Raw genomic sequence first — 26,799 nt, 5'->3', positions numbered from 1 at the left:
CCCCCGCCCTGCCGAGGCTGTCCCTCGCGCTGCCGAGGCTGCTTATCGCGCTGCCCATCGCGCCCGCCCTGGGAACCGCCGCCGCCGGAAGAGCCGCCGCCCCGCTGGGAACCGCCGCCACGCTGCGACCCCCCACCGCGGGAATCGTCACGAGCACCCCCACCCCGAGGCTCATCCGTCAGCCGCATGGTCAACGAGATCCGCTTGCGCGCCTCGTCCACCTCGACAACCCGGACCTTCACCACGTCCCCCGACTTGACCACTTCCCGGGGGTCGCTCACGTACTTGTTGGACAGCGCCGACACGTGCACCAGCCCGTCCTGGTGCACGCCAACGTCCACGAACGCCCCGAAGGCGGCCACGTTCGTGACCACGCCTTCGAGGACCATGCCCGGCTGGAGGTCGGCGATCTTTTCAACGCCCTCGGCGAAGGTGGCTGTGGTGAATGCCGGGCGCGGGTCGCGGCCTGGCTTCTCGAGCTCTTTGAGGATGTCAGTGATGGTGGGCAGGCCGACGGCGTCGGTGACGAACTGTTCGGGGCGCAGGGCGCGCAGGATCGGGCCGTTGCCCATTGCGGTTTTGAGGTCGGTTCCGGCTGTGGACAGGATGGTCCTGACCACCGGGTACGACTCGGGGTGCACGCTGGAGGCATCCAAGGGGTCATCGCCGTCGGGGATGCGCAGGAAGCCGGCACACTGCTCGAACGCCTTGGGGCCGAGGCGGGCCACCTTCTTGATCGCCGAGCGGCTCTTGAACGGGCCGTTGGCGTCGCGGTGCAGGACGATATTCTCCGCCAGGCCCGCGCCGATGCCGGACACCCGGGTCAGCAGGGGAGCGGACGCGGTGTTGACGTCGACGCCAACCGCGTTCACACAGTCCTCGACCACGGCGTCCAGCGACTTGGAGAGTTTGATCTCGGACAGGTCGTGCTGGTACTGCCCCACGCCGATCGAGCGAGGGTCGATCTTCACCAGCTCGGCCAGGGGGTCCTGCAGGCGCCGGGCGATGGACACCGCGCCGCGCAGGGACACGTCCATGCCGGGCAGCTCCTGCGAGGCGTACGCGGAGGCCGAGTAAACCGACGCGCCGGCTTCGGAGACCATGACCTTGGTGAGGTTGAGTTCGGGGTGCCGCTTGATCAGGTCGGCGGCGAGCTTGTCGGTCTCGCGCGAGGCGGTGCCGTTGCCGATCGCGATGAGGTCCACGTTGTGCTGCTGGGCCAGCTGCGCCAGCGTGTGGATCGAGGCGTCCCACTTGTTCTGCGGCACGTGCGGGTAGATGGTCGAGGTGGCCACGCATTTGCCGGTCGAGTCGACGACGGCAACCTTGACCCCCGTACGGAATCCGGGGTCCAGACCCATGGTGGTGCGCGTGCCGGCGGGCGCGGCAAGCAGCAGGTCGCGCAGGTTGGCCGCGAACACCCGCACGGCTTCCTCCTCGGCGGCCTGCCACAGCCGGACCCGCAGGTCGGCGCCCAGATGGATCAGAATGCGGGTGCGCCACGCCCAGCGTACGGTGTCGGCCAGCCAGCGGTCACCCGCGCGGCCCTGGTCGGTGATGCCGTTGCGACCGGCGATCGCGGCTTCGAACGACGGGGCGTCCGCTTCGTCGGCGGTCGGCTCCATCGTGAGGTCGAGGACCTCTTCCTTCTCGCCGCGGAACATGGCGAGGATGCGGTGCGAGGGCAACTTCGTGTACGGCTCGGCGAAGTCGAAGTAGTCGGCGAACTTGGCGCCGTCGGATTCCTTGCCCTCGCGGACCTTGGCGACCAGCCGGCCCCTGGTCCACATGCGTTCCCGCAAGGTCCCGATCAGGTCGGCGTCCTCAGCGAAGCGTTCGATGAGGATCGCGCGAGCACCGTCGAGGGCCGCTGCCGCATCGGCGACACCCTTCTCGGCGTCGGCAAAAGCGGCTGCTTCGGTACGGGGGTCGCGCGCCGGGTCACCGAGCAACAGATCGGCCAGCGGCTCAAGGCCGGCCTCGCGGGCGATCTGCGCGCGGGTGCGGCGCTTGGGCTTGAACGGCAGGTAGATGTCCTCGAGGCGGGCCTTGGACTCCGCGGCCATGATCTGTGCTTCGAGCGCCTCGTCGAGTTTGCCCTGGGTGCGGATGCTCTCGAGCACCGCCGTGCGGCGCTCCTCCAGCTCCCGCAGGTAGCCGAGCCGCTCCTCCAGGACGCGTAGCTGCTGGTCGTCGAGGGTGCCGGTGACCTCCTTGCGGTAGCGGGCGATGAACGGCACGGTCGCCCCGCCGTCGAGCAACTCGACCGCAGCGCTCACCTGGCCTTCACGGACCCCGAGTTCCTGGGCAATGCGCTGATGGATGGCTGTCGTCACGGCCCCGATTCTGCCCGTGGCCTCCGCCCCTTGTCTCGCCGCCCCGCGCCCGAGGCGAAGATGATCACCCGCCAGGGCGGGCCAGGGAGGTCGTTTGCACGGCTTGAAGAGCTGCTTCGGTACGAGAAGAAGCCCCCGTTTTACGCAGCAGATTGGACACGTGCACCGTCACCGTTCGCACCGAAATGCCCAGTACTTTGGCGATCTGCTTGTTGGGCATGCCCTCGGCGAGGCAGCCGAGCACCTCGCGTTCCCGGGCGGTCAACTCGGCCGGGGCGCGCACCGCCTGCGCCAGGCCGTCGAGCCCACCGGCGACCGCGAGTACCTCGGTCAGCCGATACGGATTGCCACCCGTGTGACGCCAGGTCGCATCGGCGAGAGCGCTTTGTCCGTACACGTGAAGCAGTATTTGTCCTGTCTGTGCGGCGGTGAGGGCGTTGAGGTGGCAGCGCGCGGCTCCCGCGACCCCCGCGAGACGTTCGAGGGTGCGCACGGTGAGCTGGGGATTGACCGCTTCGTCGGGTGGGCGCGAGGTCACCAGCAGCAGCGCGGGCATCTCGGCCCCGGCGAGTTCGGCGATCAGGTTCAGGCTGGCGGGGTCGAGAGCATGGAGATCCTCCACCATGAGTACGCTCGGACGGCCGCCTGCGAGGGCGCGAACCGTGGTCACGGCCAGGCGCAGCAGTGCGTCCGGCGTGTAACGCTCCCGGGGGACATCGGGATCCTGGGCGAGCCACGCGAGCGCCTGGGGCGGCACCGGGAGCTGCGGACGCGGACCGCACCCGGCCAGCACCGCGGCAAGCCAGTCATAAGGAGCCGGAGAATGCAGCCTCGCCGAGCCGGACAGCGTCACCTCGGGGGCCGTGGCCTGCACTGCGGCCGCGGCGAGCCGGCTCTTCCCGGTCCCCGGCAGCCCGGTGATCACCGCTGGCACACACCGGCCGAGGGCCTGCGCCCGCTCCCAGGCGTGGCGCAACTCCTGCAGGGCGTCCTCACGACCGACCATCGGCACCGGCATCACGCCCCCAGACTACGTAGTAGGTACTACAGACACGGCTCGCGGCCTTTGGCAGGCTGGTGACATGAGCTTGGTGCTACGTGCGGTTGCCGCCTCCGACCAGGGACTGGTCCGCTCCAACAACGAGGACGCGGTCTTCGTGGGCAGCAGGCTGCTGGTCGTTGCCGACGGCATGGGCGGGCTGCCCGCCGGCGAGCTGGCCAGCGAGATCCTGGTGACCGCGGTGGCCGTGGTCGATGACATGCCGGACACCGGCGAGCCGCTGCAGGACCTGATCGCGGCGCTGGGCACTGCCAACGAGCGCATCGAGGCCGCGGTCAAGGACGACGACGCGCGCGACGGCATGGGCACGACCGTGACGTCGCTGATGCTGGCCGGGGACCGCGCTGCCGCCCTGAACGTGGGGGACTCGCGCTGCTATCTGGTGCGTGACGGCGTGCTGACCCAGATCACCCGCGACGACACGTACGTCCAGGCGCTCGTCGATCAGGGCGTGCTGAGCCCGGACGACGCGCGCCGGCATCCCCAGCGGGCGTTGGTGACCCAGGCCGTGCAGGGCGGACCCTTCCGGCCCGCGGGGCGGATGGTGCCGGTCAAGGCGGGGGACCGTTTCCTGCTGTGCAGCGACGGGTTGAGCGACTACGTGGAGGACGAGGTGATCGCGGCGACGCTGCGGTCGTACCCGGATCGCCAGGTTTGTGCCGCTGAACTGATCGCCCGCACGCTGGAAGCCGGAGCGCCGGACAATGTCACGGTGATCGTGGCGGACGTCGAGGACGAGTAGTGGTCCTGCAGACCGACCGCCTGGTGCTGCGCCGCTTCCGCACCGAGGATGTGGCGGCGCTGGCGGCGTACCGGTCGGATCCCGGCGTGGCCCGCTACCAGTCGTGGTCGTCGCCCTACTCGCTGGACAAGGCCCGGTATTCGGTGCAGACCATGATCGCCGCGGACCCCGGCATGCCCGGCTGGTTCCAGTGGGCGGTCGAGCACGCGGCCTCGCGCACGCTGATCGGCGACGTCGGCGTGAACCTGGCCGACAACCTCAAACAGGCCGAGATCGGGTACACGCTGGCGCCCGGGCAGCAGGGGCACGGCTACGCCACCGAGGCGGTGCGGGCGGTACTCAACCACCTGTTCACGATCCAGGGCCTGCACAAGGTGTCGGCCGAATGCGACGCCCGCAACGTACGGTCGGCGCGACTGCTCGAACGCGTCGGCTTCACCCGTGAAGGGTTGCGGCGCGAGCACACCTGGATCAAACACGAATGGACGGACGACCTGCTGTACGGACTGCTCGCCGCGGAGTGGCTGAGCCGCTCATAGCGTCGGCTCATTCTCCCGTCAAGCTTGCGGCGCCCCGATGTTGACCATCCATTCCACGGTGCCGGAAGGCGAGGACCATCCGTCCTCCGTGATAGAGCGAAGAGAGGCCGGAGCGTGTACCACCCCGGCCCCTCCCGCGAGCTGAATCAGCTCTCGTAGCGCAACCAAACAGCGCCCAGCGGCGGCACCCGCAACGACGCCGAGGCGTTCAACCCGTGCCACGGCAGGTCCTCGGCGTGCACCTCACCAAGGTTGCCCACGCCCGAGCCGCCATAGATGGTGCTGTCGGTGTTGACGACCTCCCGCCAGACCCCGGCCCGGGGCAGCCCGATGCGGTAGTTCTCGTGGGGGACCGCCGCGAAGTTGACGATGCAGGCGAAGGCGTCGCCGTTGGGGGCGAAGCGCAGGAACGAGAACGCGTTGTGCTGGGAGTCCTCCGAGGTGATCCAGCGGAAGCCGCTGGCCTCGGTGTCCTGGGTCCAGATGGCCGGCGTTTCGCGGTAGACGCGGTTCAGGTCCTTGACCAGGGTGTGCAGGCCGCCGCCTTCCTGCTCGTTGGCCAGCAGGTCCCAGTTGAGCCCGCGGGACTCGCTCCACTCCTGCTCGTCGCCCATTTCGGCGCCCATGAACAGCAGTTGCTTGCCGGTGAAGGCCCACATGAAGCCGAGCAGGGCCCGGGTGCTGGCCAGCTTCTGCCAGCGGTCGCCGGGCATCTTGCCGGTCAGCGAGCCCTTGCCGTGCACCACTTCGTCGTGACTGATCGGCAGGATGTAGTTCTCGCTCCAGGCGTACACCGTGGCGAAGGTCATCTGGTGGTGATGCCACTGGCGGTAGATGGACTCCTTCTCCATGTAGGAGAGGGTGTCGTTCATCCAGCCCATGTTCCACTTGAAGCCGAAGCCGAGCCCGCCGAGGTGGGTGGGCCGGGTGACGCCGGGCCACGCGGTGGATTCCTCGGCGATGGTCACCACGCCCGGGTTGGTGCGGTAGACGGTGGCGTTCATCTCCTGCAGGAAGCTGATCGCCTCGAGGTTCTCGCGGCCGCCGTACTGGTTGGGTGCCCACTCGCCTTCCTTGCGCGAGTAGTCCAGGTAGAGCATCGAGGCCACGGCGTCCACCCGCAGGCCGTCGGCGTGGAACTCCTCGCACCAGTACAGCGCGTTGGCGACCAGGAAGTTGCGAACCTCTTTACGACCGAAATCGAAGACGTACGTACCCCAGTCGGGCTGCTCGCCGCGGCGCCAGTCGCCGTGCTCGTACAGCGGGGTGCCGTCGAAGCGGGCGAGGGCCCATTCGTCCTTGGGGAAGTGGGCGGGCACCCAGTCCAGGATCACGCCGATCCCGGCCTGGTGCAGCTTGTCGACCAGGTAGCGGAACTCGTCGGGCGAGCCGAAGCGCGAGGTGGGGGCGAAGTAGCCGGTGACCTGATAGCCCCAGGAGCCGCCGAACGGGTGCTCCATCACCGGCATCAGCTCGACGTGGGTGAAGCCGGTTTCGAGGACGTACCCGACCAGTTGTTCGGCAAGCTCGGTGTAGGACAGCCCGGGACGCCACGAGCCGAGGTGCACCTCGTACGCGCTCATCAGCTCCTGGTGCCAGGCCTTGGTGGCGCGCTGGGCGAGCCAGTCGCCGTCCTGCCACTCGTACGACGACTCGTACACCACCGACGCGGTGGCCGGCGGCACCTCGGTGTGCTGGGCCAGCGGGTCGGCCTTCTCCCGCCACACGCCGTCGCGGCCGAGGATCTTGAACTTGTACTTGGCGCCGGCCGCCGCGCCGGGTACGTACAGCTCCCAGACGCCGCTGCTGCCCAGCGAGCGCATGGGCCAGCCGTCGAATGGCCCCCAGCCGGTGAAGTCGCCGAGGATCTGCACGCCGCGGGCACCGGGCGCCCACACCGCGAACGCCACGCCGTTGCCGCGCGGGTGCGCCCCGAGCACCGTCCACAGCTTCTCGTGCCGGCCCTCACCGATCAGGTGCAGGTCCAGCTCGCCCAGCGTGGGCAGGTGCCGGTACGGGTCGTCGCACACGGTGCCGTCGACGTCCACGCGGTAGTCGAGCACGGTGCCGGGCAGCTCCACGGCGAAGATGCCGTCGGGGTGGACCTGCTCCATCTCGGTGCGCTCGTCGCCCACGACGACCGCCGCCGTCTTGGCACCCTTGCGCATGGTGCGGATGACGGTGCGGTCCTTGCCGGTCGGGTGCGCGCCCAGCAGCCCGTGCGGGTCGTGGGTGTCACCGGAGATGACGGCGGTGAGTGCGCGCTGGTCCCCGGCCGCGGATGGCGTGGACTCGGTCTGTCCGATCATCGGTTGTTCCTCCGGGGTTGCGTCTGTTGACTAGCCGACCAGCCGCGCGATGGAGCGCAGCGGGATGCGCAGCCAGCCGGGGCGGTGCCGGGCTTCGTACGCGGCCTCGTAAACCGCCTTGTCCAGTTCGTACGCGGCCAGCAACGCACCCTGCTCGCGCGGGTCGACGCCGGACGCGGCCGCATAGCCGTCGCAGAACGCGGCACGGTTGCGGTCCACCCATTCGCGGGCGCGGGCCGACAGGTGCTCGTCGTCGTCCTGGTCGACCACCAGCTGGTAGGCCGCGTACTCGTAGCTGCGCAGCACACCGGCCACGTCGCGCAGCGGGGAGTCCGGCAGCCGGCGCTCCTCCAGGGGCTGGCCGGGCTCGCCTTCGAAGTCGATGAGCAGCCACGCCTCGGGGGTGCGCAGCACCTGACCCAGGTGCAGGTCACCGTGCACCCGCTGGACGGTCACCTGCTCGCCGGTCAGCTTGCGGAAGCGCTGCTCGATGGTGGGCACCGCGTCGTGCAACTCCGGCACGGTCGCCGCCGCCGAGGTCAGCCGGGCCACCACCGCGTCGACCGGGAACGGCGACGGGCCGCTGCCCAGTTCCTCGGCCAGGCTCTTGTGCACCGAGGCCACGGCCTCGCCGAGCCGGTAGGACTCGCCGGCGAAGTCCCCGCCCACCTCGTCGGCGCGCAGTTCGGCGTCGGCGAACAGGTCGCGGGCGCTGGCGGTGGCCATCGCCCAGCCCTCGGCGGAGTTGGCCGCGTACGCGGTGACCATGCCCAGCGGGCACGGGCCGGTCTCGGTGGAGATCTCGAACGAGCCGAGCAGCCGGGCCACGTGCGGGTTGCCGGCGCGCCCGAGCGCCCGGTTGAGCTCGATGTCGGGGTTGATCCCGCAGTCGACGCGGCGGAAGACCTTGAGGATGGCCTCCTGCTCGAAGATCACGCTGGTGTTGCTCTGCTCGGAGTCGAACACCCGTGGCGCGGTGTTGATCGGCAGCTCGACGTCCGGTTCCTTGGTGAACACCACGTCACCCGCGGTGGCCGAGGTGTCGAGCAGGCGCAGCAGGTCCCGGGCCTTCTCGACGTCGTACAGCGCGTCGTAGCCGGTGCGGTCGTTGTCCGTGCCGATGGTGGCCACGGTGCTGTACTCCGAGATCGGCCCATCGTTCCAGGCGACCAGGATCTGGTAGCGCTCGGAGCTGCCATCGGTGTAGACCGCGTCGACCAGCACCAGGTCGAGGTCGTCGCGCAGCTGCGTGCACGTGGCGGGCGTGGCCGACTCCAGGGTGCGGCTCTTGCCCGCGTACCAGCGTTGCTGGGGGAGCCATTCAGCGTACGGCAGCGTCATTGCTTCTCCTCGGACCCGCAGAGCTGGAACCAGTAGAACCCATGGCCGGGCAGGGTCAGCAGGTACGGCAGCTGGCCGATGCGCGGGAAGTTCACGTGGCCGGTCAGTTCGACCGGGGTGTAGCCGTTCCAGTGCTGCAGGTTCAGCTCGATGGGCTGGGGGAAGCGCGAGAGGTTGTTGACGCAGAGCACCACGTCGTCCCCGTCCTCGCGCAGGTACGCGAGCACCGACGGGTTGGACCCGCCCAGCTCGCGGAACGTGCCGGTGGCGAACGCGTCGTGGCGGCGCCGGACGGCCAGCATCGTGCGGGTCCAGTTGAGCAGCGAGGTGGAGCTGTCGCGCTGGGCCTCGACGTTCACGGACTGGTAGCCGTAGATCGGGTCCTGGTTGGCCGGAAGGTAGAGCCGTCCGGGATGGGCGGTGGAGAAGCCCGCGTTGCGGTCGGGCGTCCACTGCATCGGGGTGCGTACCCCGTCGCGGTCACCGAGCCAGATGTTGTCGCCCATGCCGATCTCGTCGCCGTAGTAGAGCACCGGCGAACCGGGCAGCGACAGCAGCAGCGCGGTGAACAGCTCGATCTGGTTGCGGTCGTTCTCCAGCAGCGGGGCCAGCCGGCGGCGGATGCCGACGTTGGCCTTCATCCGCGGGTCCTTGGCGTACTCGGAGTACATGTAGTCGCGCTCTTCGTCGGTCACCATCTCAAGCGTGAGCTCGTCGTGGTTGCGCAGGAAGATGCCCCACTGCGCCATGTCCGGGATCGCCGGGGTCTGGGCCAGGATCTCGGAGATGGGGAAGCGCGACTCGCGCCGCACCGCCATGAAGATGCGCGGCATGAGCGGGAAGTGGAACGCCATGTGACACTCGTCGCCGCCGGAGTCGGCGTCACCGAAGTACTCGACCACGTCGGCGGGCCACTGGTTGGCCTCGGCGAGCAGCACCCGGCCGGGGAACTCGTCGTCGATGACCTTGCGGCAGTGCTTGAGGAACTCGTGCGTCTCGGGCAGGTTCTCGCAGTTGGTGCCCTCGCGCTCGAACAGGTACGGCACCGCGTCGAGCCGGAAGCCGTCGATGCCCAGGCCCAGCCAGAAGCGCAGGACGTCGATCATCGCCTCTTGCACGGCCGGGTTGTCGTAGTTCAGGTCCGGCTGGTGGCTGAAGAACCGGTGCCAGTAGAACTGCCGGCGCACCGGGTCGAACGTCCAGTTCGACTCCTCGGTGTCGACGAAGATGACCCGCGCGTCGGAATACAGCTCCGAGGAGTCGCTCCACACGTAGTAGTCGCCGTACGGGCCATCGGGATCGCGCCGCGACTCCTGGAACCACGAGTGCGAGTCCGACGTGTGGTTCATGACCAGGTCGGTAATGACCCGGATACCGCGCTTGTGGGCCGCGTCGAGCAGCGCCACGAAGTCGTCCACCGTGCCGAACTCCGGCAGCACCCGGTAGAAGTCGCGGATGTCGTACCCACCGTCGCGCAGCGGCGAATCGTAGAACGGCGGCAGCCAGAGGCAGTCCACGCCGAGCCACTGCAGGTAGTCGAGCCGCTCGATCAGCCCGCGCAGATCGCCGGAGCCATCGGAACTCGAGTCGTAGAACGCGCGCACCAGCACTTCGTAGAAGACGGCGCGCTTGAACCACGTACGGTCGGCCGGCAGCGTGCGAGCGTGCCCGAAGTCATCGACATTCGGGTGCTCGACCACGCCGTCCTCGACGTGGCTGCCCTCCGCGGGATCGTGCTCGACACTTGCGTCGAGTTCGCTGTTCAGGTCCATCAGACGTTCACCTACCCCACCCCGCAGGAACTGAATCGCGTACACGCCCAGGGGCATCCCCTAGTTGCGCGGACGCACCACGAAGATGTGCGCCGGCTCGACATACGGGTCGATCCGGACGGCGTTGTGCTGACCCCACTCGTACGTCGCCCCGGTGATCTGGTCGACCACCTCGAAGCGCTCGTGCCAGTCCATCCCCAGGAGCGGCATGTCGAGGGTGGTGTTGCCCCATTGCACATTCTGCGAGTCGAACGAGCAGATCACGATGACGGTGTTGCCCGTCTCCGGATCGCGCTTCGACCAGCACAGCAGCTCGCCGTTGTCGATCTCGTGGAACTCGGTGTTGCGCAGCCAGTGCAGCGCAGGATTCTCCCGCCGGGTCCGGTTGAGGCGGGAGATGTACGGCGCCAGCGACCGGCCGGTCCGCTCCGCTGCGGCCCAGTCGCGCGGCTTGAGCTCGAACTTCTCGTTGTCGATGTATTCTTCCGCACCGGGACGGGCCACGTGTTCAAAAAGCTCGAGTCCCGCATACATGCCCCAGGACGGCGAAAGCATGCTTGCCAGCACGGTGCGGATCTTGAACATCGGCGGGCCGCCGTGCTGCAGCGACTCGTGCAGGATGTCGGGGGTGTTGGGCCAGAAGTTCGGGCGCATCCAGTCGATCGAGGCCTTGAGCTGCTCGACGTACTCGCGCATCTCCCACGCCGTGGTACGCCAGGTGAAGTACGTGTAGGACTGCGTGAACCCGACGCGACCCAGGCCGTTCATCATCGCCGGGCGGGTGAACGCCTCGGCCAGGAACAGCACCTCGGGGTCGACCGCCTTGACCTTGGCGATGCACCACTGCCAGAAGTGCAGCGCCTTGGTGTGCGGGTTGTCCACCCGGAAGATCTTCACGCCCTGCTCGACCCAGTGCAGCACGATGCGCAGCACTTCCTCGCGCAGACCGTGGTAGTCGTTGTCCCAGTTGATCGGGTAGATGTCCTGGTACTTCTTGGGCGGGTTCTCCGCGTAGGCGATGGTGCCGTCGGCGCGGGTGGTGAACCACTCGGGGTGCTGCCTGACCCACGGGTGATCCGGCGCGGCCTGCAGCGCGAGGTCCATCGCGATCTCGAGGCCGTGCTCGTTCGCGGTCCGGATGAACGACCGGAAGTCCTCAAGGGTGCCCAGCTCGGGGTGGACGGCGTCGTGGCCGCCTTCCTCGGCGCCGATGGCCCATGGCGAGCCGACGTCGCAGGGGCGGGGGGTGAGGGTGTTGTTGCGGCCCTTGCGGTTGATCCGGCCGATGGGGTGGATCGGCGGCAGGTAGAGCACGTCGAAGCCCATCGCGGCCACGGCCGGGATGCGCTGCGCGGCGGTGGCGAAGGTGCCGTGCTTGATCGGCGTGGCTTCGGGGCCGATCTCGGCGCCCTCGGAGCGCGGGAAGAACTCGTACCAGGACGAGTAGAGCGCACGCTGCCGGTCGACCCAGATCGCGTACGAGCGGGTGGTGGTCTCCAGTTGGCGCACCGGGTGCTGCCAGAGCAGCTCCTGCAAGTCGAGTGCGGCGGCGACGCGGGTGAACAGCGAACGGTTCTCATCGCGCAGCGACGCGGCGGCCTCGCGCACGTGCTCCTCGTGCTCGCTGGGCACGACCTTGGCGGCCAGGTCCAGCACGTCGGCGCCCTCGGCCAGGTCGTTGGCCAGGTCCTCGACGCCCTGACCGGCGGCGATCTTCTTCGTGACCGCGTTGCGCCAGGTCTGGTACGGGTCGTCGAACGCCTCGATGGTGAACGTCCAGCGGCCCACCCGGTCCGGCTTGATCACGCCGTGCCACTGGTCCAGGCCGGGTTCGCCCGGTTCGAGGCGGGTGAACGGCTCGGCCTCACCCCCGGGTCCCTGCCATACCACGTTCACGCCGAGCGCGTGGTGACCTTCGCGGTAGGACACCGCTGAGATCGGCACGAGCTCGCCGACGACCGCTTTCGCGGGGTAACGGCCGCAAGAAACGGACGGCGTCACGTCTTCGATGGGGAAGCGACCGGTCATGATCTCCACCGTAGTGAGGAGGCGGGGGTAAGACGGGCAGAAAGCAGCAGCCGTCCACAGTCATTTTTCTCCGCATTGGAGCGACTGAAACGGCCCAGCACCCGGTGCCTGACAACCTACCGGAGAGCGTTGGCGCTCACCCGTCCAGGCGCGCCCTCGCGCCACCGAGAAAACCGGTCAGGTCCGCGCCGTGCCACACCTTGGCCGGATCGGGGTCACGCGCCAGCGCCGCGGCAATCTTCGCAACGGGTAGCTCACCTACTTGCGCGGCGGCCGCGAGAACCACATTGCCGGCCTTGCGCCCGCGCAGCAGTGCAGGTGCCGCGAGCAGGGCAACGTCGCCGAAAGCGGAGCGCAGCGTGGCCGCCTGGATGCGCGAGTAGGAAAGCGGTGGGACATCGGTCAGATTCATCGCCAGCATCCCGCCGGGACGCAGCAGCCGAGCCGCCGCTGACGCGAATGTCGTTCCCGCCACACTTGCCGGCATGGCCGCGCCTTGAAACACGTCAGCAACGATTGCGTCATAACTGCACGGCTCGGCATTGTCCGTGAATTCGCGCGCATCGCCGACTCGCGCAGCAATGTCATCGGGCCACGGCAAATGCTTCGCCACCACCGCCAGCAACAGCGGGTCCAGCTCGATCACCGTCTGTGACGACCCGGGTCGCGTCGCGGCGACCCACCGGGGAAGCGTCAGGCCACCGCCACCCAGATGCAAGACCTTCAGCGGTACGTCCGCAGCTCGCGAGAACCGCAGCACAGCGGCGATCCGGCGCACGTACTCGAAGCCCAGATACCCGGGATCGCCCAGATCGACGTACGACTGAGGCACCCCGTCGACATACACCGTCCAGCCCTGAGCGCGCCCGGGGTCCGGTTCCAGCGAGACCGTTCCCGAGGCGATGCGGGCGAACACCGTTGCCCGTCGGTTGCCCTGCGTTGCCATCCGGGGCAGGCTACTCAACCCCGCACCGCGCCCGCCGAGAGGTAGCGTGACGCCGCCCCAGCAGGGAACGCGCACGTCTGCTCGGGGGAGCCTCATGGCCGGTCCGTCCACCGCTCTGTCACCGGTCATCGCGGCCAGCACCCACTGGCTGGTGCGCGCCTACCCGTCCACCGGCACCGACCCGGCCGCCGCCACCCTCAACGAGTTGCAGGCCCGCCAGGCGATCAGCGTGGCCGCCTGGTTGCGCTATCCCACCCCCGTCGACGCCGAGCTGGTCGCGATGGCCGGCCCCGGCGGTTCGGCCCAGCTCGACTGGCGCATGGGCAGCGAACCGGACGACGACCTGGCCGACGGCGAGGGCTGGCGGACCTGGGTCGACGAGGTTGTGGTCAGCTGGGCCGCCTGCCTGCTGGCCGACCCGCTGCTCGCCGCGCGCGCGGTCGACGCGGTGGCCGCGGTGGCCCCGGTCAAGCCGGCGCAGGGCACCCGCCCCCGCCGCGTCACCGACCTGCCGGGCGAGTTCCGCCGGCTGACCACCCCGGAACCGCGCGACAGTGCCGCCGCGGTGCTGCTGCGCCACCCCGACCTGCTCGAACCGGTGGCCGGCCTGCACCGCGACGACCTGCTCTACCTGCTGCCCTGAGCTCTTGCCTGCTGCCCTGAGCCGTTACTCGTCGTCGGCCAGGCGGGCGGGGAAGCCGCCGGTGGCGATCGGCCCCCAGGATTCGATCGTCACGCGGATCAGCGACTTGCCCTGCTCGCGCATCGCCTGACGGTATTCGTCCCAGTTCGGATGCTCGCCGGAGATGACCCGGAAGTACTCGACCAGCGGCTCGAGGGCCTCGGGCAGGTCCAGCACCTCGGCCACGCCGTCGACCTGCACCCATGCGCCGCCGAACTCCTGCGACAACACGCAGACGCTGACCCGCGGGTCGCGCCGGATGTTGGCCACCTTGGCCCGCTCGGGGTAGGTCGAGATGACGATGCGGCCCTGCCCGTCGACTCCACAGGTGTTCGGTGACGACTGGGGACGCCCGTCGCGGCGGCTGGTCATCAGGATCGCGTGGTGCCGTGGACGTACAAAATCCAGCAGTTCCTCGCGGTCGACCTTTTTGTTCGTGGCAATGGACCGGGGCACGGGTCAGCTCCCTTGCGCGGCGGCGTCGACCTGGATCGCGCCCGGGTGACCGTGGGCCTGCTCGGCGGTGACCGCGGCGCCGATGATGCCCGCGTTGTTGAGCAGCGTGGCCACCGTGATCGGCGTCTTCACGTCGAGCAGCGGCACCCACTTCTCGGCCTTCTTGCTCACCCCGCCGCCGATGATGAACAGCCGCGGCGACAGCAGCATCTCCACGTGGCGCAGGTAGTCCTGCACCCGCCCGGCCCATTTCTCCCAGCTCAGGTCGTGTTCCTCGCGAGCCCGGTCGGAGGCGCGCAGCTCGGCGTCCTTGCCGTCCAGCTCGACGTGGCCGAACTCGGTGTTCGGGATCAAGGTGCCGTCGAGGAACAGCGCGCTGCCGATGCCGGTGCCGAAGGTCAGCATCATGACGAGGCCACGCTGATCGTGGTTGCCGAACGCGATCTCCGCCACACCCGCCGCGACGGCGTCGTTGAGCACCGACACCGGCTTGCCCAGGCGCTCGGTGAACAGTTGGGCCGCGGGCGCGTCGAGCCACGACTTGTCCACGTTCGCAGCGGTCTTGGTGACCCCGTCGATCACCACGCCGGGGAACGTCACGCCGACCCGGTCGTAGCCGTCGAAGGTGGCGGCCACCTGGGCGACCGCCTTCACCACGCTGCTCACGTCGGACGGCTGGGGCGTCGGCACGCGGAAGCGCTCGGCGAGCAACTCGCCGTTCGCCGTGTCCACCGGTGCTCCCTTGACCCCGGAACCACCGATGTCAATGCCGAGGATGGCCATGCTCCGTCTCCTTTCGCATGCCCTCCTGGCCCTCGCCTGCGAGGTCCTGCCCCATGGCGGCGTCGTGCCGCCCGGTGCGGTCGGTCATGCAGTTACTCCGTCTCGAACCGTGTTGCGAACTTGTTTACCCCAGCACATGCACCATCGAATCGCGTCAGCCGGGTCCCACCTGACAGCAGGGTTGCCCCGTGGGGGAGAGCATTGCATACTTGCGTTAGAGCATCTAACACAAAGGAGCGGTGCTATGGAGACGCTGATCGAGATTGTTCTGCCCGGGATTGCCGAGCCTGAGGAGCTGCAGGTACGTCGCCGCGCCATCCCCGCGCCGGGGGCCGGACAAGCGCTGGTGCGGGTGGAGGCAACCGGGGTGTCATTCGCTGAGCAGCAGATGCGTCGCGGTCGCTACTACGACCAGCCGCCGTACCCGTTCGTGCCCGGCTACGACCTGGTTGGCACGGTCACCGCCACCGGAGCGGGCACCGACGCCGCGCTGGCCGGCCGCCGGGTCGCCGCGCTGACCAAGGTCGGCGGGTGGCGCACGCACACCGTGCTGGACGCCGCCGACTTGGTGCCGGTCCCCGACGGGGTGTCCGCGGTGCAGGCCGAGACCGTGGTGGTCAACGGCATCACCGCCTGGCAGATGCTGCACCGCCTGGCCCGGGTGCGTGCCGGGCAAACCGTGCTGGTGCTGGGCGCCAACGGCGGTGTCGGCTCGATCCTGGTGCAGCTGGCCCAGCTGGCCGGGGCGAAGGTCATCGGCACCGCCTCGCAGCGCCATCACGACACCCTGCGCGCGGCCGGCGTCACCCCTGTCGACTATCGCGCGGACGTTCCGGCGCAGGTGCGGGCCCTCGCCCCGGACGGGGTGGACGCGGTGTTCGACCACGTCGGCGGCCCGGCGATCGTGGACTCGTGGAAACTGGTGCGCCGCGGCGGGACACTGGTGTCGTACGGCTCGGCCTCCACCCGCGACGCCACCGGCAACAGCCAGCTACCGATCCTCAAGATGCTCGCTCGCGTGTACGCGTGGAACTTGCTGCCCAACGGGCGGCACGCGTACTTCTTCAACCTGTGGGGCGGGCTGCGGCGCAAGGATCGCTTCCGCGCCCGGATCAGCACCGACCTGAGTACGGTGCTTGAGAAGATGGCGGCGGGGCAGGTGAGCGCCACGGTGGCCGCCGAACTGCCGCTGACCAGTGCCGCCGAGGCGATGCGGCTGGCCGAGTCGCGGACCGTGGCCGGCAAGGTGGTGCTCACGCCATAGCGGGTCTGGCTCCGGGCGCCGTAGTGGATTTCGCTTCAGGTTCGCCGGATCCGGCCGATGGGGGCGGTCTCCAGACCGAGAAGGAGGGCCCGATGCTCCCGGTAGGCCTCGCCGCTGCGCTGACCGCTGCCGGTCCGGGGCGTCATGGCGGGTGGCCGGATCAGGGGGGCACGAACAAGCTGCCGGGCATCCTCAAGGGCATCGGCGGCACCAAGCTCGACAAGGACGAGGCCTGGCCGGCGGGCGGCTGGACCGGAGAGCCATGGCAGTAACCAAGGTGGCCCTGCTGACCGGCGGGATGGTGGCAACCTCCGCGGTCGTGGCCTTGTCCTTCGCCGCCGACGGTGTCACCGCGCCCGCATTACCCGGCGGGGTGTGGTGGCTTGCCGGTCTCGCGATGCTGTTCTACTTCACCGAGGGCTTCGTCGTGCACCTGCGGGTACGCCGCGGCGCGCACGGCGTCAACGTCTCCGAGCTGCCGATGGTGTTCGGGTTGCTCGCCTTCCACCCGGTACTGGTCATCGTGGTCCGCACGATCAGCGGCGCGGCCGGCATGTTCGTGCAACGCGGCCAGCGGGGCATGAAGCTGGCGTTCAACGTCGGGTTGCTGGCCGTGCAGGCCGCCATCGGCGTGCTCGTCTTCCACCTCATCGCCCCGGGCGCGCTCGGCACCTCCGACAGCTTCGTCGGCCTGCGCGCCTGGATCGCCGCGTACCTCGCCATGGGCGCGGCCGACGTGACGGCGGCCGTGCTGGTCACCGCGGTCATCGCGATGCATGACGACCCGGGGGAGTGGCGGCGGCTGCCGTCGGCGCTGCGCAGCTCGTGGATGGTGGTGGCCACCACAACGGTCGCGCTCGTCGGTTTTCAGGCCGCCATGCAGGCGCGCTGGGCGCTGGCGCTGGTCGTCATCGTCGCGGCCGTCCTGGTGCTCTGCTATCGCGCGTACGCTGCCCTGAACAACGGCACGTCCGAGGTCGAGCAACTGTACGGATTCACCCGTGCGCTCGACGGTGCCCGGGGCATCGACGACCTGGTGGCCGTGGTACTGGACCGCACCCGCGACGCGCTGCGCGCCGGGGTGGCCGAGCTGGTCGTCCCCGCCGGCGACGGTGACGTCCGCTTCCGCCACACCCGGCTGGCCGGTCCCGGTGGTGTCGAGGTGGTGCTCGGCGATGCGGTGGAGGACGTGTGGCTGCATCCGGCGCTGATGGGCGAGCCGGTGCTGCGCCCACCCGGTCCGTACGGCGATGCCATGGCCGTACCGGTGCAGTTCGGTGAGGTGCCCGGCGCGCTCGTGGTCACCGACAGCCTGGCCGACGCCGGCCGGTTCACCCCCGCCGGCCTGCGGCTGTTCGAAGCTCTGGCCAACCACGCCGGCGCCGCGCTGGGCCGGGCCATGCTGGTCGACCGGCTGCGCCGCGAGGCCGCCGAGAAGCAGCACCTGGCTTCGCACGACACGCTGTCCGGGCTGCCCAACCGCCGGCACTTCCACGAGTTGGTCGACGCCGCGCTGACCGGCTCGCCGCAGCTGAGCGTGCTGGTGCTCGACCTGGTCCGGTTCAAGGAGATCAACGACGCGCTCGGCCATGAGACCGGCGACGGGCTGCTGCGCCAGGTCGGCGAGCTGCTGCACGAGCACGTCGGCGACCGCGGCCGGGTGGCCCGGCTGGGCGGCGACGAGTTCGCGGTGCTGCTGCCCGGTGCGGGCACTCTGGATGCGGCGCTGTCCGCGGCCGCCGAGATCGCCGCGGTGGTCGAGCGTTCCACACACATCGGCGCCCCGCGGGCCAGCATCGGCTTGGCCGTCTCACCGCGCCACGGCACCGACGCCCAGACCCTGGTCCGCCACGCCGACGTGGCCATGTACGCCGCCAAGCAGCACGGCGGCCCCCGGCTGTACGACACCGGCCTGGACGCGCACACCCCGCAACGCCTCGCCCTGGTAGCCGACCTGCGCGAAGCCCTCGAACAACGGGCGCTCGTGGTGGCTTACCAGCCCAAAGCCGACCCCCGCACCGGCCGGGTCGTCGGCGTCGAGGCGCTCGCCCGCTGGCCGCACCCGCTGCGTGGCCCGGTTCCGCCCGACGAGTTCATCCCGCTCGCCGAGCACAGCGGCCTGATCCGCCCGTTGACCCTGCACATCCTCGAGACCGCGCTGCGCCAACGGGCCGACTGGGCCGCCGCCGGGCACGACCTGCACGTCGCGGTGAACCTGTCACCCAACAGCCTGCTCGACGCGGACCTGCCCGAGGTGGTGGCGCGTCTGCTGCAGGAAACCGGCAATCCCGCGTACGCCCTCACGCTCGAAATCACCGAAAGCACGATCCTGGCCGACCCCGCGGGCAGCATGGCCACCCTGGAACGGCTGCACGCGCTGGGCGTGCAACTATCGATCGACGACTTCGGCACCGGATACTCGTCGCTCGGGCGCCTGCGCGAACTCCCGATCCACGAGGTGAAGATCGACAAGTCGTTCGTGCGCCGGCTGGCCGTCGACCAGCGTGACCAGGCCGTGGTCCGCTCCGCCGTGCAACTCGGTCACGCCCTGGACCTGCGGGTGGTCGCCGAGGGTGTCGAGGACGCGGATTCGTACGCGTATCTTGCCGCCGAAGGCTGTGATCTTGTCCAGGGATTCCTGTTGTCCCGGCCGCTGGCGTCCAAGGAGTTGACGGAGTGGCTGGCGTTGCGTCTGGATCCCTCTTTTGGCTAGTCAGGGCCGTCTTCCGGCTAGTCAGGGGTGCTGCTGGGCGGTTAGCGTGGAGGTACGTGAACGGTCGCCGCTTGTGGGCACGGCTCTCTGCCCGCTGATGGAGGACCACCTCTCATGACCCTGAGCACCTCTGACAAGGCCACCGCGGCGCTGGCCGACTTGGCCGCCGTACCCGCGGGAGATCGCCGCAAGGCCAGACTGCGCGACCGGGCTATCGAGGCCTGGCTGCCGCTGGCCCGCCATCTCGCTCACCGCTACTCCGGCCGCGGCGAACCCACCGACGACCTGGTGCAGACCGCCACCGTCGGCCTGATCAAAGCCGTCGACAAGTTCGACCCCGAACGCGGCGTCGACTTCGCCGGCTACGCCATCCCCACCATCATCGGTGAGATCAAGCGCCACTTCCGCGACCGCACCTGGTCGGTCCGCGTGCCGCGCCGGCTGCAGGAGCTGCGCCTGGCCATCACCGAGGCCAACGCCACCCTCACCCACAGCCTCGGCCGCTCCCCGCAGGTGGCCGACATCGCCGTCCACCTCGGCGTCACCGAGGAAGACGTCCTGGAAGGCCTCGAAGGCGCCCGCGCCTACAACGCCACCAGCCTGTCCACGGCGGTCAGCGCCGACGGCAGCACCGAACTCGGCGACACCCTCGGCGGCGAGGACTACGAATTCGAACTCGCCGAAACCCGCGTGGCTCTGGTCCCGGCCCTGGCGTTGCTGGACGAGCGTGAGCAGAAGATCCTGACGCTGCGCTTCTACGGCAACCTGACCCAGTCGCAGATCGCCGAGCAGGTGGGGATCTCGCAGATGCACGTCAGCCGGCTGCTGAGCCGGGCGCTGGAGAAGATGCGCGGGGTGCTCGCTGATTTCTGAGGTTTGCGGCTGGCGGTTGTGGGAGGCTTCGTGGCTCGGTCTTCGTGGCTCACCACGACTGTGCGTGACACGCCGACCGGTCAGGCGGGCGCCCCCGCCGCAGCCGACGAGCGTGTGGGAGGCGTGGTTGGCGCAGGGGGAGATCCCTCGTCCTGTGCGGTGACCACAACGCCGAGCGGCGACGCCTCTGCGAGGGCCCGGAGACGTGCCTCGCTCTGCCGCAACTCCGCCCTCACCCGCGCCTGCTCGACCTCGGCCCAGGTGCGCCCTGCGACCTCCTCGGCCAGGGCGACCTCCTCCGCGGTCCACGCCCGCGGCGCCTGCTGCTGGACGGAAAGCGCGACCACGCCACGGCCGTCGCGTTGAAGCGGAAAGAAGAGCTGCGCTCCGATCCCGAGGCCGGCGAGCGCCTCCCGCACTGCGGCGAGACCCGGGTGGGTCTGGGTGTCGGCGGCCACGAGCCGCTCGCCGTCGCGAATGGACCGTACGAACGGCCCCCAGTCGTCGATTTTCCCCCGCCCGGGCAGGTGTGCCAGGGCGCGTCCGGCGTGGACCGCAGTCTGGAGCATCTCGGCGTTCGCCGGGTCGGCCTCCACGAACCCGACACGATCCGCCCCCAGCTGTTTGACGAGCATCCGGCACGCGGTGCGCTGGATCTCGAGCGGATCGTCGAGCGCGCGCAACGCGTCCGAGAGGCCAATCCGGAACGCGTTCAGCTCTGCTGCGTGCCGACGGGCGCGTGCCACCTCGAGCTGGCCGGCCACGCGTGCCACGAGCGCGCGGGCCGAGAACGGCTTGACGATGTAGTCGTCCGCGCCGGCCAGCAGGCCCTCAATCGCCGACTCCTCGCCGGCCCGCGCGGTTACCAGCACGACGGGGACCGCGCTCAGCTTCGGGTCGCCGCGCAGCTCGCGCAACAGCGCGAAGCCGTCCAGGCCCGGCATCATCACGTCGGCGAGGACGAGATCCGGCGGGTCGCAGCGCGCGAGCGCGAGGGCTTGTGCTCCGTCCGCTGCCGTCTCCACGTCCCAGTGCGGCGCCAGCACACGCGCCAGGTATTCCCGCATGTCCTGGCTGTCGTCGACGAGCAGGATCCGCGCAGCCGGCGCATACCCACCGAGCTCGTGCCGGACCGCGCCGTCGGCAGCGAACAGCTCCTCCTCGGGCGCATCACCCCACCGCGAGGCCTCATCTGCCATCGCAGCAGCGACCTTCAAACGAGCCGGGCTCTGCGGCGCGTCCGCCAGCCGCTGCGGCCGCCGGCCCATGGGAACCCACACCGTGAACGCGGTCCCCTCGCCCACGGTGCTGGCGACCCGGACCCGGCCGTGATGGCGGCGCACGAGCTCGTCGACGAGGGCGAGCCCAATCCCCGCCCCCTCCTGCGTGCGCGCACGAGTGCCGCGCGCCCGGTGGAACCGCTTGAAGACGTGCGGGAGATCCTCCGCCGGAATGCCGACCCCGGAGTCGCGGACGACGAGCTCGGCGTGCTTGGGCAACCCGCGCAAGGTCACCACAACCCCGCCCTCGAACGTGAACTTGAGCGCATTGGAGACCAGATTGGAGACGATCTTCTCCCACATATCCGCGTCGACCCACACCTGGTCGGCCAGCTCCTCAACCTCGACCCGCAAGGTCAGGCCGGCCCGGGACGCCGCGCTGTCGAACTGTGCTGCGATCTCGCGCGTCCGCTCCGCCAAGTCAACGAGAGCGAACCGGGCACGCAGCCGCCCGGCTTCGATCTGGGAGAAATCGAGCATGGTCCCGACCAGCCGCATCAGCCGCTGCGCGTTGCGAGCGACCATCTCCAACTCCGCCTTCGTCTCGCCGGACAGGCCCGCGTCGTCGTGCAGCAGCTCCTCCAACGGCCCCAGCATCAGCGTCAACGGCGTACGGAACTCGTGCGACACGTTGGAGAAGAACTCAGTCTTGGCCCGGTCGAGCTCGGCCAGCCGTTCGAGCCGCTGCCGTTCGCGGTGCCGTGCGTGCGATTCGGCGACCTTCCCCGACACAGTTTCACCGACGGCTGTCAGGAACTCGCGGTAGCGGTCGTCGAGCAGCAGTCGCGGGCTCATGCCGAGGATGAGGACGCCGACGGCCTTGTCCTCGGCCTCATCGCGTAACGGGTGGAGCACCGCCGCCTCGGGTGGCAGCCGCTCGGGACCCACGAGGTGACCCCGCAAGCGCACCTCAAGGTCCTCCACCAGCACCTGTTCCTTGGCGCCGAGGACCTGCCGCAGCGGCCACAGGGCACTTGGAGCCAGCGCGACGACGCGGGGCGCTACCGCGCTGTCGGCCGAGACCCCGACGGCCTGGACGAGCGTGGCGCGGGTACCGGCGACGTCGGCGAGGTAGGCGGCGGCGAACGGGATGTCGGCGGCTTGGTCGATCACGTCCAGCGCCGCGATGAGCGCCTCCTGGCGCCCGGACGCCGCGGGCGCCGCAGCCAGCCGGTTCAGGGCCTGCAGCCGACGACGTCCCAGGACCTCCCCGGTGCGCTCGCTCCACACGCTGGCGACACCGCCGACCGTCCCGTCCACATCCCGGATCGGGGCGTGCACGAAATCGAACCAGCGTTCCCGCACCTTCGCACCACTCACGAGGGGAACGAGCATCTCGGTGAAATGCAGGGTCCGCCCCTCGCGCACGGCTCGCGACAACAGGCCGAGCAGATCCCCGAGGTCAGGGAAGGCCTCCCGGGCCGGCAGTCCCAGGATCATCGGGTGCCTGCCGCCGTGCGTCGGCGCAGCCGCCTCGTTGTGGAAGTGGAAAAGGTCCTTCCCCCAGAAGACCGTGTACGGCGTGGGGTAGGCCGCGGCAAGGCGAATCGCACTGCGCAGCACGGGTGACCATTTGCGCACCGGCCCCAGCGGGTGCCGGGACCAGTCGATTTCCTGCGCGGCGGCGGGGACCTCGCCGTCATCACCGAACGTTGCCCGGATTGCGCCGACCTCGTCGGGCGCCCGCGGTAACGGCGTCCCGCCCACGAAGTCGGCCACGACCGCACCGATGTGCTGCAACGGCAGGACCAGATCGACCCCGGCCTCGACCGCCGCGCGGGGCATCGACGGCTGTTCGGCGCTGTCCTCGCTCTGCGCGATCACACACCCGCCGGCTGCGCGAACAGCGGCCACCCCCGCGGCGCCGTCGCGTCCCATCCCGGTCAGAACCACCGCGAGCGAGGCGGCGCCGAAGCTGTCGCCGACCGACGTCAGCAGCGCGTCGAGCGGCCGATCGGCAACTACGCTCTCGACCAAGCGCAGCGCACACGTACGGTCGGGCAGCACCTCGAGCACTGACCGCGGCGGGCACACCGTCACCGTTCCCGGCTCGACCCGGCCCCCCTCGCGCGCCCACCCGACGGGAAGCACGATCCGCCGCGCGAGGATCTCGATCAGCGCACTTCCCTGCCCCCCGAGGTGCTGCGTCACGACGATCGCGGCGGGAAAGTCCCGCGGCAGGACGCGCAGAACAGCTGACACCGCCTCCAAGCCCCCCGCCGACGTCACCAACGCCACGATCTCGACGCCGCGCGCCTCCGCATCCTGCCCGGCGCTCCCCGGCGACATCGGCGGCTCCGCCATAACTCTTAAAATACCGCGCACCGCGGTCGATGACACCGCTTGATTCCGGCCCCGCTCCCGCGAGGGAGCACCAATCCCCAAGAACCGTGGACAAGGAGATGACCAGGTAGACGTGCGCGGGTTGGCGGACCTGAGTCTGCGACCGCAACACACCCGGGTCGCCGGAGGGCTCCGCGACGAGCTGGCTTCCCGGGCGCTTTTCACGTCGCCGGGATGACCTCTGGGTCAATGCCAGGAGGAGGGTGCGGGTGGAGATGGGAAGCTCTGGCGGGGAGCGGGTGTCGTAAGTGTGATCCAGCGACAAACGACAGGGTGGCGCGCCCCGGACTCGGGAACACGCCACCCGTATGGAGATCTGGCTGGCTCAGCCGGCTCCGCTGGCTCGCCAGTTCAAGCGGGTCAGGAGGGCTCGGGCTTCGTCGGCTACGTCGGATTCGGCGATTACTGCATACTGGCCGGCTTGCAGGGAGCTTCGGGAGGTGAAATCGCGGCGGCCGCCGGTCGTGGCGTGGGCTATGGCGCCGAAGACTGCGCCCCAGATGGCGCCGATCAGCAGGCCCAGGAAGATGACGTTGAACCAGTTGGAATTGCTGAACAGGCCGAAGAACAGGCCGATGAACAGACCGAACCAGGCGCCGCTGGCTGCACCGGCGCCGGCTGCGCGGGCTACGGTGAGGCGGCCGAGGACGTTCTCGACCAGGCGCAGGTCGGTGCCGATGATCGCGGTTCGCTCGACGGGGAACTTGTTGTCGGACAGATAGTCGACAGCCTGCTGGGCGAGTGCATAGTCGGGATAGCTGCCGACCGTGACGGTGGCCTGGGAAAGGCCGCCGGCAACGCCTGGCGAGCCCGCCGCGCCCAGCGAAGCGCCCGAGCCGAGCGAAGCGCCGGCGCCGTCAGCAGCAACAGCAGCGTCCGAGCCGAGCGCAGCGTCCGAGCCGAGCGACCCATCGGACCCAACCGGCGAGCCAGGAACAGCGCCGGCCCCCGGCACAGCAGGAACGCCGGCCGGGCCCGGAGGGATGTTGTCGGGAGTAGTCATGACTGCCTCCTGAGGGGAACCAGAAGCTTGCTGAGGGGAACAATAAGCTTCTGAAGGGAACTACGAGGACTGCAGCGGCGACGGGCGGTCGCCTGCTGCCAGACGTACCCAGATTGCGAAGGTTCCAGCGACGACGGTGGTGACTGCCGCGATGCCGGTGGCGAACGACACCCGGCCACCGGTCAGCTCGGGGGACAGACGGTCACCCAGGGTGATCACTGCCAGGCCGGCCGCGGCTACCACCAGGCTCAGGGTGCCGCCGATCGCGAACAGCAGCATCACGTAGCGGTTGGGTCGCGCGGTCACGCCGGTGATCCGGACCCGGCCCAGCCGCACGATCGTCGAGGCCAGCGCGCCCCAGGCCAGCACCACCAGCAGCGCCGCCATGGTGTCGCTGGGGCGGTGCCATTCGGCCCAGACGGTGGCCACGGCGATGATCGTGGTGTAGGCCGCGCCGATCACGGCCACCGTGCCCCGGACCGCGAACGGCAGGGTCAGGATCAGGGCAAAGGCAACGGAGGCGGCCGCTGTGGTGTGCCCGCTGGGGAAGGAGTTGGGCATCGAGGTGCCATCAAGATCGGGGCGCACCAGGTACGTCTTGAGCACCCGGGTCGTGGCATTGGCCCCCAGCACCAGCACGGCAGCCGCGATGGCCAGGTCGGCCCGGCGGCGCACGAAACCGATGGCAGCGGCGGCCACGCAGACCGCGATCAAGCTGACCAGGGTGGTGCCGTTGAGAGCGCGCTGCATCACCTCGACGGCGCGCGGGTGGTCGACGTCGGCACCGCGCATGGCGTCGGTGTCGATGCGCTGGCCCAAGCCGGTGCGCACGCACAGGTAGTACAGCGCAGCCACCCCGGCCGCCGCGAGCAGGGCGACGCATGCGTGCGCGAACACGTGACTGAACCCGCGGCCGCGCTCGGCGGGGGCCGTGTCGCGGGGGTGGGAGGCCAGGGCCGTCATCGGCGGATTCTCCATTCGGCGTCGCGTCGGGCGGCTCAGCATTGCCCATACCGTCCTGTTTTCATGCGTGGTGCCACGGGCAACCGGACTGCACCCGCCAGCGTTCCCGGCCGGCAACGCCGTGAGCGGACCTTCGAACGAAGCCGAGGCAAGCAGGCCTGGGCCGCGATCGAGGGGATCTCAATGTTGCACACCGCCCGACGACTGCTCACCGGGCCGCTGCTCGTCGCCGCGCTCGGCGCCGGGCTGACCGTGGCACCTCAGGCCGCCAACGCGGCGAGCACCGGGGTGCCCGCGACCATCAAGGTGTCCGGCACGCTGAAGGTACGCTCCCAGGCCTCGTTGCAGGGAGCCGCCGTCGCCACGCTGCGTAACGGCCAGCAGATCACGGTGGCCTGTCAGGTTACCGGGCAGAAGGTCCGCGGCTCGGTGCGCACCACCACCGCCTGGGACCGGCTCAGTACCGGGCGCTACGTCTCCCATGCCTACGTCACGGCCAAGAAGGCCATCCCGGTGTGCGCGGCGGCCTCGCCGGTTGCCGTGCCGACCAAGTCCAAGCCGGTGACCAAGCCCGCGACCCCGGCCGCCAAGAAGTTCGTGGTCGGTACGGTCAAGAGCTTCGAGGGCAAGGTCAACCTGCGCTCGGCGCCGTCGACCTCCTCGGCCGTGCTCGCGTCGGTGGTCACCGGGCGCACGATCAACCTGGTCTGCGCGGTCACCGGGCAGAGCGTCACCGGCACGGTCCGTACCACCACGCAGTGGGACAAGACCTCGGTCGGCACCTACATCTCGCACGCCTACATGTACTCGGGCAAGCTGTCGGCCTGTACCGGCGCGGTCACCCCGGCCCCGGCGGTCACGCTGACCCCGGAGCAGTTCATCAAGGCCTCGGTGCCCGGTGCGCAGCGCGGCTGGCGTGAGTACGGCGTCCCGGCCTCGGTCACGATGGCGCAGGCGATCCTCGAGTCGGGCTGGGGCCGCAGCGGTCTGGCCGCGGTCGACAAGAACTACTTCGGTATCAAGTGCCAGAACGGCGCGTACGGCAAGCTGGCCAACGGCTGCCACACCTACGTCACCGACGAGTGCACCAAGGCCGGCAAGTGCTTCACCACCACCGGGGTGTTCCGCACGTACGCCACCCAGGCCCACTCCTTCCGCGACCACGGCAGCTTCCTGCGCGTGAACCCGCGCTACGCCGGTGCGTTCACCTACACCAAGGACGCCAACAAGTTCATCTGGAACGTCTGGAAGGCCGGCTACGCCACCGACCCGAACTACTACACCAAAGTCACCGGCATCATGGCCTCCTGGAACCTCTACCAGTACGACACGTGGCAGTAAGGCAAGCGCAGCTCAAGTAACTGAG

Annotated in this window: 20 protein-coding genes; 8 read left to right on the top strand and 12 right to left on the bottom strand. The window is 69.7% G+C overall.

From position 1 onward, the window contains the following. Together TFC3_RS19095 and TFC3_RS19090 are read right to left on the bottom strand one after the other, a co-directional pair. The coding region (locus tag TFC3_RS19095) for a Tex family protein (RefSeq protein ID WP_067507059.1) at positions 1-2,336 on the bottom strand (2,336 nt) is incomplete at its 3' end. 64 nt (positions 2,337-2,400) lie between these two features. After that, positions 2,401-3,354 carry a LuxR family transcriptional regulator gene (locus TFC3_RS19090; RefSeq protein ID WP_236718420.1) on the bottom strand — a complete coding sequence of 318 codons (954 nt, stop codon included), beginning with the start codon at positions 3,352-3,354 and terminating at the stop codon, positions 2,401-2,403. A gap of 64 nt (positions 3,355-3,418) precedes the next feature. Here TFC3_RS19090 and TFC3_RS19085 point away from each other — a divergent pair, with 64 nt between their 5' ends. Together TFC3_RS19085 and TFC3_RS19080 are read left to right on the top strand one after the other, a co-directional pair. Beyond that, the gene (locus TFC3_RS19085; RefSeq protein ID WP_067501660.1) at positions 3,419-4,138 is read left to right on the top strand and encodes a PP2C family serine/threonine-protein phosphatase; all 720 of its coding nucleotides are present in this window, start codon (positions 3,419-3,421) and stop codon (positions 4,136-4,138) included. Further along, positions 4,138-4,677, top strand: a complete 540-nt coding sequence (locus tag TFC3_RS19080) for a GNAT family N-acetyltransferase (protein ID WP_067501657.1) — start codon at positions 4,138-4,140, stop codon at positions 4,675-4,677. Before TFC3_RS19085 ends, TFC3_RS19080 begins: the two co-directional genes overlap by 1 nt. Before the next feature lie 146 nt (positions 4,678-4,823). Here TFC3_RS19080 and glgB read toward each other — a convergent pair whose 3' ends face one another. The 5 genes from glgB to TFC3_RS19055 form a co-directional block, all read right to left on the bottom strand. Next, positions 4,824-6,986: a 1,4-alpha-glucan branching protein GlgB gene (glgB, locus tag TFC3_RS19075; RefSeq protein WP_067501654.1), complete on the bottom strand. Its 2,163-nt coding sequence runs from the start codon at positions 6,984-6,986 to the stop codon at positions 4,824-4,826. 30 nt (positions 6,987-7,016) lie between these two features. Continuing rightward, entirely contained in the window at positions 7,017-8,327 is a 1,311-nt protein-coding gene (locus TFC3_RS19070; RefSeq protein ID WP_067501650.1) for a maltokinase, read from the bottom strand. Continuing rightward, positions 8,324-10,099 (bottom strand): maltose alpha-D-glucosyltransferase, encoded by a 1,776-nt coding sequence (gene treS / locus TFC3_RS19065; RefSeq protein WP_067501647.1) that lies wholly within the window; start codon positions 10,097-10,099, stop codon positions 8,324-8,326. Before treS ends, TFC3_RS19070 begins: the two co-directional genes overlap by 4 nt. A 60-nt stretch (positions 10,100-10,159) precedes the next feature. Then, positions 10,160-12,127: an alpha-1,4-glucan--maltose-1-phosphate maltosyltransferase gene (locus tag TFC3_RS19060; protein WP_067507056.1), complete on the bottom strand. Its 1,968-nt coding sequence runs from the start codon at positions 12,125-12,127 to the stop codon at positions 10,160-10,162. Positions 12,128-12,263: 136 nt separating this feature from the next. After that, positions 12,264-13,073 (bottom strand): spermidine synthase, encoded by an 810-nt coding sequence (locus TFC3_RS19055; protein ID WP_067501644.1) that lies wholly within the window; start codon positions 13,071-13,073, stop codon positions 12,264-12,266. A 94-nt stretch (positions 13,074-13,167) separates the two neighbouring features. On the opposite strand from TFC3_RS19055, the gene TFC3_RS19050 reads away from it, so the two are divergent. After that, the gene (locus TFC3_RS19050) at positions 13,168-13,716 is read left to right on the top strand and encodes a hypothetical protein (protein WP_067501641.1); all 549 of its coding nucleotides are present in this window, start codon (positions 13,168-13,170) and stop codon (positions 13,714-13,716) included. Positions 13,717-13,740: 24 nt separating this feature from the next. On the opposite strand, the gene TFC3_RS19045 is transcribed toward TFC3_RS19050, so the two are convergent. Next, positions 13,741-14,211: a PPOX class F420-dependent oxidoreductase gene (locus tag TFC3_RS19045; RefSeq protein WP_067501638.1), complete on the bottom strand. Its 471-nt coding sequence runs from the start codon at positions 14,209-14,211 to the stop codon at positions 13,741-13,743. 3 nt (positions 14,212-14,214) lie between these two features. Beyond that, entirely contained in the window at positions 14,215-14,994 is a 780-nt protein-coding gene (ppgK, locus tag TFC3_RS19040) for a polyphosphate--glucose phosphotransferase (RefSeq protein WP_067501635.1), read from the bottom strand. 244 nt (positions 14,995-15,238) lie between these two features. Here ppgK and TFC3_RS19035 point away from each other — a divergent pair, with 244 nt between their 5' ends. From TFC3_RS19035 to TFC3_RS19020, 4 genes are all read left to right on the top strand, one after another. Beyond that, positions 15,239-16,258 (top strand): medium chain dehydrogenase/reductase family protein, encoded by a 1,020-nt coding sequence (locus tag TFC3_RS19035; protein WP_067501631.1) that lies wholly within the window; start codon positions 15,239-15,241, stop codon positions 16,256-16,258. Between the two features lie 92 nt (positions 16,259-16,350). Next, entirely contained in the window at positions 16,351-16,530 is a 180-nt protein-coding gene (locus TFC3_RS19030) for a hypothetical protein (protein WP_153040298.1), read from the top strand. Beyond that, complete coding sequence (locus tag TFC3_RS19025; protein ID WP_067501625.1) at positions 16,521-18,971, top strand: bifunctional diguanylate cyclase/phosphodiesterase; 2,451 nt, start codon at positions 16,521-16,523, stop codon at positions 18,969-18,971. Before TFC3_RS19030 ends, TFC3_RS19025 begins: the two co-directional genes overlap by 10 nt. A 114-nt stretch (positions 18,972-19,085) precedes the next feature. After that, a complete protein-coding gene (locus TFC3_RS19020; RefSeq protein WP_067501622.1) occupies positions 19,086-19,844 on the top strand; it encodes an RNA polymerase sigma factor SigF in 759 nt (252 codons plus the stop codon). Positions 19,845-19,924: 80 nt separating this feature from the next. Here the strand turns inward: TFC3_RS19020 and TFC3_RS19015 are convergent, their stop codons facing one another. The 3 genes from TFC3_RS19015 to TFC3_RS19005 form a co-directional block, all read right to left on the bottom strand. Next, complete coding sequence (locus TFC3_RS19015) at positions 19,925-23,464, bottom strand: chemotaxis protein CheB (RefSeq protein WP_153040297.1); 3,540 nt, start codon at positions 23,462-23,464, stop codon at positions 19,925-19,927. A gap of 328 nt (positions 23,465-23,792) precedes the next feature. Next, positions 23,793-24,470 (bottom strand): general stress protein, encoded by a 678-nt coding sequence (locus tag TFC3_RS19010; RefSeq protein WP_153040296.1) that lies wholly within the window; start codon positions 24,468-24,470, stop codon positions 23,793-23,795. Positions 24,471-24,530: 60 nt separating this feature from the next. After that, positions 24,531-25,433 (bottom strand): phosphatase PAP2 family protein, encoded by a 903-nt coding sequence (locus tag TFC3_RS19005; protein ID WP_067507053.1) that lies wholly within the window; start codon positions 25,431-25,433, stop codon positions 24,531-24,533. 183 nt (positions 25,434-25,616) lie between these two features. Here TFC3_RS19005 and gsmA point away from each other — a divergent pair, with 183 nt between their 5' ends. Then, a complete protein-coding gene (gsmA, locus tag TFC3_RS19000; RefSeq protein WP_067501616.1) occupies positions 25,617-26,774 on the top strand; it encodes a sporangiospore maturation cell wall hydrolase GsmA in 1,158 nt (385 codons plus the stop codon). Positions 26,775-26,799 lie beyond the last annotated feature (25 nt).

Origin of the sequence: Actinoplanes sp. TFC3, from assembly GCF_001553785.1 — a bacterium.
GTDB lineage: Bacteria > Actinomycetota > Actinomycetes > Mycobacteriales > Micromonosporaceae > Actinoplanes.
This window is presented reverse-complemented; position numbering and strand designations above follow the sequence as displayed.

Coding starts and splice junctions, on each gene's coding strand:
- TFC3_RS19090 (WP_236718420.1), bottom strand. CDS start 3,354: ATGCCGGTGCCGATGGTCGGTCGTGAGGACGCCCTGCAGGAGTTGCGC.
- TFC3_RS19085 (WP_067501660.1), top strand. CDS start 3,419: ATGAGCTTGGTGCTACGTGCGGTTGCCGCCTCCGACCAGGGACTGGTC.
- glgB (WP_067501654.1), bottom strand. CDS start 6,986: ATGATCGGACAGACCGAGTCCACGCCATCCGCGGCCGGGGACCAGCGC.
- TFC3_RS19070 (WP_067501650.1), bottom strand. CDS start 8,327: ATGACGCTGCCGTACGCTGAATGGCTCCCCCAGCAACGCTGGTACGCG.
- treS (WP_067501647.1), bottom strand. CDS start 10,099: ATGGACCTGAACAGCGAACTCGACGCAAGTGTCGAGCACGATCCCGCG.
- TFC3_RS19060 (WP_067507056.1), bottom strand. CDS start 12,127: ATGACCGGTCGCTTCCCCATCGAAGACGTGACGCCGTCCGTTTCTTGC.
- TFC3_RS19055 (WP_067501644.1), bottom strand. CDS start 13,073: ATGGCAACGCAGGGCAACCGACGGGCAACGGTGTTCGCCCGCATCGCC.
- TFC3_RS19050 (WP_067501641.1), top strand. CDS start 13,168: ATGGCCGGTCCGTCCACCGCTCTGTCACCGGTCATCGCGGCCAGCACC.
- ppgK (WP_067501635.1), bottom strand. CDS start 14,994: ATGGCCATCCTCGGCATTGACATCGGTGGTTCCGGGGTCAAGGGAGCA.
- TFC3_RS19035 (WP_067501631.1), top strand. CDS start 15,239: ATGGAGACGCTGATCGAGATTGTTCTGCCCGGGATTGCCGAGCCTGAG.
- TFC3_RS19030 (WP_153040298.1), top strand. CDS start 16,351: ATGCTCCCGGTAGGCCTCGCCGCTGCGCTGACCGCTGCCGGTCCGGGG.
- TFC3_RS19025 (WP_067501625.1), top strand. CDS start 16,521: ATGGCAGTAACCAAGGTGGCCCTGCTGACCGGCGGGATGGTGGCAACC.
- TFC3_RS19020 (WP_067501622.1), top strand. CDS start 19,086: ATGACCCTGAGCACCTCTGACAAGGCCACCGCGGCGCTGGCCGACTTG.
- TFC3_RS19010 (WP_153040296.1), bottom strand. CDS start 24,470: ATGACTACTCCCGACAACATCCCTCCGGGCCCGGCCGGCGTTCCTGCT.
- TFC3_RS19005 (WP_067507053.1), bottom strand. CDS start 25,433: ATGACGGCCCTGGCCTCCCACCCCCGCGACACGGCCCCCGCCGAGCGC.
- gsmA (WP_067501616.1), top strand. CDS start 25,617: ATGTTGCACACCGCCCGACGACTGCTCACCGGGCCGCTGCTCGTCGCC.